Origin of the sequence: uncultured Citricoccus sp. (assembly GCF_937871995.1) — a bacterium.
Taxonomy (GTDB): Bacteria; Actinomycetota; Actinomycetes; order Actinomycetales; family Micrococcaceae; genus Citricoccus.
Map to the genome: position 1 here is coordinate 1 of NZ_CALMQR010000143.1, position 8,687 is coordinate 8,687.

6 protein-coding genes are annotated in these 8,687 nt (G+C 72.9%); 4 read left to right on the plus strand and 2 right to left on the minus strand.

Annotation, left to right across the window (positions count from 1 at the left end; translation table 11 throughout):
• The first annotated feature begins 143 nt into the window (after positions 1-143).
• Positions 144-2,552, plus strand: coding sequence for a phosphoenolpyruvate synthase (gene ppsA / locus Q0283_RS16600; RefSeq protein ID WP_298045692.1), 2,409 nt, complete (start codon positions 144-146; stop codon positions 2,550-2,552).
• A gap of 26 nt (positions 2,553-2,578) precedes the next feature.
• Here ppsA and Q0283_RS16605 read toward each other — a convergent pair whose 3' ends face one another.
• Positions 2,579-3,010 carry a universal stress protein gene (locus Q0283_RS16605; RefSeq protein ID WP_298045693.1) on the minus strand — a complete coding sequence of 144 codons (432 nt, stop codon included), beginning with the start codon at positions 3,008-3,010 and terminating at the stop codon, positions 2,579-2,581.
• A 233-nt stretch (positions 3,011-3,243) separates the two neighbouring features.
• Here Q0283_RS16605 and Q0283_RS16610 point away from each other — a divergent pair, with 233 nt between their 5' ends.
• A complete protein-coding gene (locus tag Q0283_RS16610) occupies positions 3,244-4,227 on the plus strand; it encodes an MDR family oxidoreductase (protein WP_298045694.1) in 984 nt (327 codons plus the stop codon).
• Positions 4,228-4,317: 90 nt separating this feature from the next.
• On the opposite strand, the gene Q0283_RS16615 is transcribed toward Q0283_RS16610, so the two are convergent.
• A complete protein-coding gene (locus tag Q0283_RS16615) occupies positions 4,318-5,034 on the minus strand; it encodes a hemerythrin domain-containing protein (protein ID WP_298045695.1) in 717 nt (238 codons plus the stop codon).
• Between the two features lie 318 nt (positions 5,035-5,352).
• Between Q0283_RS16615 and Q0283_RS16620 the strand changes: the two genes are divergently transcribed.
• Together Q0283_RS16620 and Q0283_RS16625 are read left to right on the plus strand one after the other, a co-directional pair.
• A complete protein-coding gene (locus tag Q0283_RS16620; protein ID WP_324590223.1) occupies positions 5,353-6,003 on the plus strand; it encodes a TetR/AcrR family transcriptional regulator in 651 nt (216 codons plus the stop codon).
• Positions 6,003-8,594 (plus strand): YhgE/Pip domain-containing protein, encoded by a 2,592-nt coding sequence (locus Q0283_RS16625; RefSeq protein ID WP_298045696.1) that lies wholly within the window; start codon positions 6,003-6,005, stop codon positions 8,592-8,594. The genes Q0283_RS16620 and Q0283_RS16625 overlap by 1 nt, the downstream gene beginning before the upstream one ends.
• The last annotated feature ends 93 nt before the right edge of the window (positions 8,595-8,687 follow it).

An 8,687-nucleotide genomic window follows, 5' to 3' on the forward strand; every position in this document is an offset into this window, starting at 1 on the left:
AGGGGCGTGGTGCAGGGGCGTGGTGCAGGGGCGTGGTGCAGGGGCGTGGTGCAGGGGCGTGGTGCAGGCCGGCCGGACCTGTGCACGCGGCGAACCCCTGGCCTACCCTGTCTGCCACCAGGGACCGTACCGCGGAGGCGCACATGGAGCGGCAGCACATCCTATGGCTGGAGGACACCGGCCTCGAGGACCTTCCCCGGGTGGGCGGCAAGAACGCCTCCCTCGGTGAGATGATCCGGACCCTGACCGCCGAGGGGGTCCAGGTCCCCGGGGGGTTCGCGCTCACCGCCGAGGCGTACCGGGAGGTCGTGCAGGCCAACGGCCTCGAGCCCCGCATCCGGGAGCTGCTGGAGCACGGCCGCGGTGGCGGGTTGCCGCTCCGCGAGACCGGCGAGCGCATCCGCCGCCTGTTCCTGGACGCCCCCTTCCCTCCGCCGCTCGTGGACGCGGTGGCCGCGGCCTACGCCGAACTGGCGCGGCGCACCGGCACCACGGACCCGGCGGTGGCCGTGCGCAGCAGCGCCACCGCGGAGGACCTGCCCGAGGCCAGCTTCGCCGGCCAGCAGGAGACCTTCCTCAACGTGTGTGGGGTGGACGGGCTCGTGGACGCCTGCCGCCGGTGCTTCGCCTCCCTGTTCACGGACCGTGCCATCAGCTACCGGGCCCTGAAGGGCTTCGACGACCTGCAGGTGGCGCTGTCCGTGGGCGTGCAGCTGATGGTGGACTCCGCCTCCGGGTCCTCGGGGGTGATGTTCACCCTGGACACGGAGTCCGGCTTCCCGGACGCCGTGGTCGTCAGCGCCACCTGGGGACTGGGCGAGACGGTGGTCCAGGGCACGGTGGACCCGGACAAGTACGTGGTGTTCAAGCCCTTCCTCGACGACGACCGGCTCGTCCCGGTGCTCGAGCGCACCGTGGGGGCCAAGGAGGTCAAGCTGGTCTACGGGCCGAACGCCGGCTCGCCGACCGCCCTGGTGGAGACCTCACCGCAGGAACGCCGGGCGCTCGTGCTCACGGATGCTGAGGTGCTGCGGCTGGCCCGCTGGGCGGCGGCGGTGGAACGCCACTACGGCACCCCCATGGACCTGGAGTGGGCCAAGGACGGCCCCACCGGGGAGCTGTTCATCGTCCAGGCACGCCCGGAGACCGTCCAGGCCCGGCGCAGCGCCACCCGGTTCACGGTGCACCACCTCGAGGAGTCCGGCCGCGCCCTGGCCACGGGGGCGGCCATCGGGGACGCGATCGTCGCCGGTGAGGTGTGCGTGATCCGCAGCGCGGCGGACATCGGCAGCTTCCGCGACGGGGCGATCCTGGTGGCCGAGATGACCGACCCGGACTGGGGGCCGGTGATGAAACGGGCCGCCGGGATCATCACCGATCACGGTGGGCCCACCAGCCACGCGGCCATCGTGAGCCGGGAGCTGGGGGTGCCGGCCGTCGTCGGGACCGGCTCCGCCACCCGGGACCTGCCCGACGGCGGAGTGGTGACCCTGTCCTGCGCCGAGGGCGAGGTGGGGCACGTCTACGCGGGGCGGCTGCGGTGGCGCACGGAGGAGGTCGACCTGGAGCGGTTGCCGCGCACCCGCACCAAGGTGATGGTCAATGTGGCCAGCCCGGCCGCCGCCTTCCGGTGGTGGCGGCTGCCCGTGGACGGGGTGGGGCTGGCCCGGATGGAGTTCATCATCACCGAGGCGATCCGCATCCACCCCATGGCCCTGGTCCACCCCGAGCGCGTGGACTCCGCCGAGGACGCCGATCGGATCCGGGAGCTGACGAGGGGGTATGACGACCCGCGCGAGTACTTCGTCGACCGGCTGGCCACCGGGCTGGGGAAGCTGTGCGCGCCCTACCATCCCCGCCCGGTGATCGTGCGGCTGAGTGACTTCAAGACCAACGAGTACGCGCACCTGCTGGGCGGGCGGGCCTTCGAGCCGGCGGAGGAGAACCCCATGCTCGGCTTCCGCGGCGCCTCTAGGTACGACGACGACCGGTACCGGGAGGGCTTCGAGCTCGAGTGCCGCGCCCTGCGGCGGGTGCGGGAACGACTGGGCTTCACGAACCTCGCCGTCATGGTCCCCTTCTGCCGGACGGTGCCCGAGGCGGACCGGGTGCTGGCGGCGATGGCCGCCAACGGGCTGGTCCGCGGCCAGGACGGGTTGCTGGTCTACATGATGTGCGAGGTGCCCTCCAACGTGGTGCTCGCCGAGGAGTTCGCCCGCCGCTTCGACGGCTTCTCGATCGGCTCCAACGACCTGACGCAACTGGTGCTCGGGGTGGACCGTGACTCGGAGATCCTGGCCCGGCAGTTCGACGAGCGCGATCCGGCGGTGGAGTCGATGATCGCGGACGTCATCCGGCGGGCGCAGGCCGCGGGCATCACGGTGGGCCTGTGCGGGCAGGGGCCGAGCAACCACGCGGACTTCGCGGAGTTCCTGGTGGAGGCCGGCATCGACTCGATGTCCCTGAACCCGGACTCCGTCCTCCGCACGATCCCGGTCATCGCCGAGGCCGAGCAGACGGCCGAGACCGGCGGGCACGTGGGGCACGGCTGACGCACGCGGCGTCGGGAGTGAGAGCCCTACTCGGTCTTGCCGTGCATGATCAGCACGGGGCAGGCGGCGTGCGCGCCGACCGCGGAACTGACCGAGCCGAGCAGCAGGCCCCGGAACCCGCCCCGCCCGCGGCTGCCGACCACCAGCATGCGCGCGCCCCTGCTCAGTTCGGTGAGCACCTGGGCGGGCTGGCCCTTCTGCACCACGGTCTGCAGCGATGCCGGCTGATCGTCGCCGAAGGCCTCGCCGAGCGTCGCGTCGAGCCGTTGCCGGGCCTCCTGCTCGGGGTCGTAGCCGACCAGTTCCGGGATCTCCCCACTCGCCGCGGGCCATTGCCAGGCCGCCACCGCCATCAGCGGGGCGTTCATCAGATCCGCCATGATCTTGCCCTCGCGCAGCGCCTCGATCGACTGGTCCGACCCGTCGACCCCGACGACCACCGGCTTCGACTCGTCCATGGTGTTCCCCTTCTGCGTCGTTTCCACTGCCGGTCCGTCGTCTCCACGTCAGCAGGAGCGCGCGGGGTCCAGCACACGGGTCCGGAGGGCCCGTGGAGTGCGGCCACAGTAGGCAGCGGCTCGGCTGCGGCACAAGGGCCGGAGCGCGGGCGGGGCTGACGGACGGCCACATCGGCCCGTAACGTGACGTGGGAGCGGTCCTCACCGTGGGGCGAGGACAGAAAGGGTGAGGCATGCGGGCAGTGATCGTGGAGTCCCGGGGAGCGGAAGCGCGCCTGGAGGAGACGGCCGAGGAGGGCATCCTCAGCGGTCCCGTGGAGCTTGACGTGCTCTACTCCAGCTACAACTACAAGGACGGCCTGGCCATCACCGGTGCCGGCCGGGGCGTGCTGCAGAACTGGCCGATCATCCCGGGCATCGACATCGTCGGCACGGTCACCCGCTCCGACGATCCGGCCTGGGACCCCGGGGACACGGTGGTGCTCAACGGGGACGGCATCGGCGAATCGCGCAACGGCGGCTTCGCGACCCGGGCCCGGGTCCGCGGCGAGGCCCTCGTGGAGCTGCCCCGGGAGATCAGCCCGGTGCGCGCCGCGGCCATCGGCACCGCCGGCTTCACGGCCATGATCTCCGTGCTGCAGCTGGCCGATGCCGGACTCACCCCGGGGTCCGGGGACATCCTGGTCACCGGCGCGGCCGGTGGCGTGGGATCGGTGGCGGTGTCCCTGCTGGCCGCCCGCGGTTACCGGGTGGTGGCCTCCACCGGACGGGCCGAGGAGGAGGGTGACTACCTGCGGGACCTCGGTGCCGCCGACCTCCTCGACCGTCACGAGCTCTCCGAGGAGCTCGGCAAGCCCCTGCAGGAACAGCGCTGGGCCGGCGCCGTGGACGTCGCCGGCAGCACCACCCTGGCCAACGTCCTGGCCCAGACCAACTACGGCGGGATCGTGTCCGCCTGCGGCCTGGCCCAGGGCATGGACCTGCCCACGACCGTGGCGCCGTTCATCCTGCGCGGCGTCACCCTCACCGGCGCCAACTCGGTCTACGCACCGCAGGCCCTGCGCCAGCGGGCCTGGGCCGCACTGGCCGACGAGCTCGACCTGGACCAGCTCGACCGGATGACCACGACCATCGGGCTGGCGGACACGATCCCCTACGCCCAGCAGATCCTGGCCGGGCGCACGCGCGGGCGCACCGTCGTGGACGTCAACCGGTAACCCGCCGGCCCGGTCCGTCGCCACTCGGGGCCGTCCGTGAAGGACCCCCCGCCGGCGGAAGATCCCCGACGGCGGTGCCCCGGCCCGCCGTCAGGCGGCGGCGGGCGCCGTGGACGGGTCCTCGCCGCGGCGCATGACGGGCAGCCGTTCAACCCGGTGACTGAGCCCGGCCAGGGCCGTGCTGAGGCGCTGCAACCCTGAACCGACCCGCGACGGGTCCCGGAGCACCGCCGCGTCCACGAAGTCCCGGATCCGGTCGAGCACGGACAGCGGCAGGGCGGCGATCACGTTGCCGGGCGGCCGCCGGGCCACCACGAGGTGCGCGCGGGTGGGCGCAGTGCGCCGGACGAGCTCCCACACCAGGCCGGCGCTCCTCTGCTGGTTCCGGTTCAGCCCGGCCTGCAACCAGGGAAGCAGTTCGTCCTCCTCGTTGCGCACGTCCTCGCGCAACACCTCCGCCAGCGCGGCGAGCAGGGGGTCACGGGTGGGATCGCCGAGCGGCAGGCCCTCCAGGGCGACGACGATCTCGTTGACCTCCTGGTGCTCACGCTCGACCTGGAGCGTCCGCTCGTGGCCGTCCGGCAGGACCCGACGCCTCAGCGGCCACAGTACCGACTCCTCGGCGAAGGCATGCGGGAACACCAGCTGGTAGCGCTTCAGCGGCACCCGCCCCTGCTCCGCGCCCGAGGTTCCCTTGAGTTCCTCCAGCAGGACGTTTAGCTGGACGTGGTCCCTCTTCTGCCGGGCCAGCACGCTCAGCCGCCCTCCGAGTTCCGCGATGTCCTGCTCGGCGATGGATCTCATCATGGTGGCCTTCCGCGTCGTCGTACGTCATTCCCCTGCCATCGCCAAAGCTGGCGCGGTGGATGTCATCCCCCGTCCCCCGCTGGGGCTGCCCGGTCACCGCAGTGACGGTCCGTGAGTGAACACTCGTAAATCTCAGCTGGTCCCACCGCCCTCGCTCCGGCGCCCCACCGGCTGCCAGCGCCTGGACATTCAGAGCACTACTTGACAGGTGTAAAGTACCGAACTGGGCCGGCGGACGGCGGCCACGGAACGGAACGGGGGGCAGCAATGAACAGTCGAGTCCAGGAGGGACGGTCCCTGCAACCACTGGTGGAAGCGGTGACCGCCATGTTGGACGAAGGCACCGACCCCGCCGGCCTCAACGTCACCGACGTGGTACAACGCGCCGGGGTCAGCCGCCCCACGTTCTACAAGTACTTCCGGGACGTGCCCGCCCTGGTGTGGGAGGCAGCGCTGCGGCGCATGCAGGCGACCTTCGACCGCGTCCCGCAGGCGGCCCTCGGCGAGACGTGGACGGTGTTCGCCCGCGGCACCTTCCTGACCCTGCTGACGGACCTGGCGGAGCACCGCAGTTTCTACCTCTCGGCCCTGGCCATCAACCCGGCCGAGGTCGCCGCCGACTTCATCCGCTACCTGGCCCACCGGCTGCTCACCTCCTCCCCGCTGGGGCCCATCATCCACCGTCGGAAGGGCCCCGACACCGCCCAGCAGCGGGCCCAATTCCTGGCCGCGGGAAGCGTGTGGCTGGTGCAGCACTGGCTGGTCACCTCCACCGACCCCCTCCAGGAGGTCGAGGACATGGTCGACCGGCTGTCCGCCCTGCTGCTGTCCAGCTCGGGCGCCACGGAGCAGGAAATCGCCGCGGTCCGCGCGGCCGCACCGGCTCCCCCGGTCACGCCCGCCCCCTCCCCCGCCCGCGCCCCGGCGTCCCCGACGCCGGCCGACCACGACCCGGAAGACCTCGACTGATGGCGCAGCACCCGACCCCCCGGCCCGACTACCGGCTCCGGAACGCCGGCACGTCATGGGACGCCGTCCCAAGCCGCTCCGCCAGCCGTCACGCCGGCCGTCACGCGGGTCACCAGGCAGATCACCACGCGGCAGGACATGCTGCGGGCGATGGCCACGCCACCGCCCACCCCACCGTCGCGGCCGCAGAAAGAGCAGCATCAGCAGCCGTCCCGGCCGCCGGCCAGGGGCCCACGCGGTCGGCGCTCAGGAAGTACGGCGCCATGGCCTGGTTCTGCGTGATCCTGATGGCCCTGGCCATCATCCCCTCCATCTACTCGGGGCTGCTCACCGGATCCGTCAAGGACCCGACCGGTCACCTCGACCAGGTCCCGGCCGCCGTCGTGAACCAGGATGAGCCCGCCACGTCCCAGGGTGAGCCGGTCCACCTCGGTGAGGACCTGACCGAGGAACTCGTGCACCCGGACGGGGACTCGGACAACCTCAACTGGCGGACCATGGGAGCCGATGAGGCCCAGGAGGCGCTGGAGTCCGGCGACGTGCTCGCCGTGCTGACCGTCCCGGAGACGTTCTCCGCCCACGCCGCCGGGTTGTCCACGGGCGAGGCGGCCGACGCCCAGCAGTCCACCCTGCGCGTGCAGACCAATGACGGTGCGAACATCATCATGGGCACCATCGCGAGGACCATCGGCGAGACGGCGGCCGCCACGGTGGCCGAGGGCATCGGCGAGGAGTACGTGCAGAACGTGCTGCTGGGCGTCACCGACGTCCATGACGGCATGCAGGAGGCCACGGACGGAGCCGGCCAGGTGGCCGACGGCGCCCGGGACGCACGCCACGGCGCGGACGACCTGGTGGTCGGCATCGACCAGCTCGCGGACGGTTCCGTCACCCTCAACGACGGAGCCGGTCGGCTGGCCGACGGCGCCGCCGCCGCGAGCAGTGGAAGCCAGGACCTGGCCCAGGGCACCGCCTCCGTGAACGAGGGCGCGCAGCAGCTCAGATCGGGACTGGGCCAGATGCTCTCCCAGACCGCGTCCCTGCCGGACCAGACCACCGCGCTGGCGGACGGGGCCGCCCAGGTGGCGGACGGCGTCGGGAGACTCGACGAGGGCACCACCGCCCTGTCCGCCGCCGCGGACGCGCTGGCCGACGGCACGGGGCAGTTCGCCGCCGGCCTCGACCGGGCCGTCGCCGGGGCGGGGGAACTGCAGGACGGCGCGGCCGCCCTCGCCACGGGCACCGCACAGGTGCAGGATGGTGCGGCCGGGGTGCAGGGCGGGCTGGAGGACCTGCTGGCCGGTTACGACGCCCTGACAGACGACCAGCGCAAGGCCGCTCTCGCCGAGCTGACCGCGGGCGCCGGGCAGGTCACGGCCGGGGCCGGGCAGTCGGCCGACGGGGCCTCCACGGTGCACGAGCGCCTAGGGGCCCTGGTCGGGGAGGCGTCCTCCGGCACCGGGCTGTCCGGCCTGGGCTCCAGCGCCGACCGGGTGGCAGGCGGCGCCGCCGCGGCCGGCGCCACGGTCTCCGACCTGGCCGACGGGGTGGACACCCTCGCCGACGGAGCCGACCGGGTGGCGGAGGGCGCACGGGCCCTCGCGACGGGCTCCGGCGCACTGGCCGACGGGATCGCCGGTGCGGCCTCCGGCGCGGACGCCCTGGCCGCCGGCACCTCCTCGCTGGACGAGGGCGTCGGCCGACTGGCCGCGAGCCTGCCGGCACTGGCCTCGGGAGCGGCGGACCTCGAGTCGGGCAGTACGGAATTGTCCTCCGGTCTGGCCGGCGCGGACGACGGGTCCCGCCGGCTCGCCTCCGGCCTGGGCGAGTTGTCCGACGGTTCGGGCCGGCTGTTCACGTCCCTTCAGGACGGCACGGCGACCGTGCCCAGCTACACGGACGCGGACGCCTCCCGCCTCGGCTCCGTGGCCGCCCTGCCGGTCAGTGCGGACGTCCAGCGCACGCACGAGGTCCCCTCCTACGGCTACGGGTTGGCCCCGTACTTCATGTCCCTGGCCCTCTGGGTGGGCGCCCTGGGGTACTTCCTGATGCGCCCGGCCGTGCGCACGTCTATGATCGAGGACGGCCGCCCGTTGTGGCGGGTGATGCTGCGCAGTATGGCGCTGCCGGCGCTGATGGGCGCGGTGCAGTCGCTGCTGATGGTCTCCGTGTTCACGGTGGGCCTGGACATGACCCCGGCTGATGGCTGGGGACTGGCGGGCTTCGCCCTGCTGACGTCGCTGACGTTCATGGCGATCAACCAGGCGCTCATCGCCCTCCTCGGACCGCCAGGGCGCTTCTTCGCCCTGATCCTGATCGTGCTCCAGCTCTCGGCCGCGGGCGGCACCTACCCGGTCCAGACCGCGCCGGCGTTTTTCCAGGCCCTGCACCCCTGGCTGCCGATGACCTACGCGGTCGAGTCGTTCCGCTCCCTCATCGCCGGCGGCACGATCGGCGTCGGCCACGGCATCGTGGTGATGGTGACGTGGGCGGCCGTCGCGCTGGCCCTGCTGGCGGTGGCCGTGTGGGCGAAGGCCCGCAGGCTCCGCTCGGCGGGCGACGGAGTCCAGGCCGTTCCGGCCGCGGCCTGACCCGGGACGGGGGGCCGTCACCGGAACCCGGCGAGCACCTCGCCCACCACGGCCCCCGGATCCGCGGCGTCCATGATCGCGCGCACCAGCGCG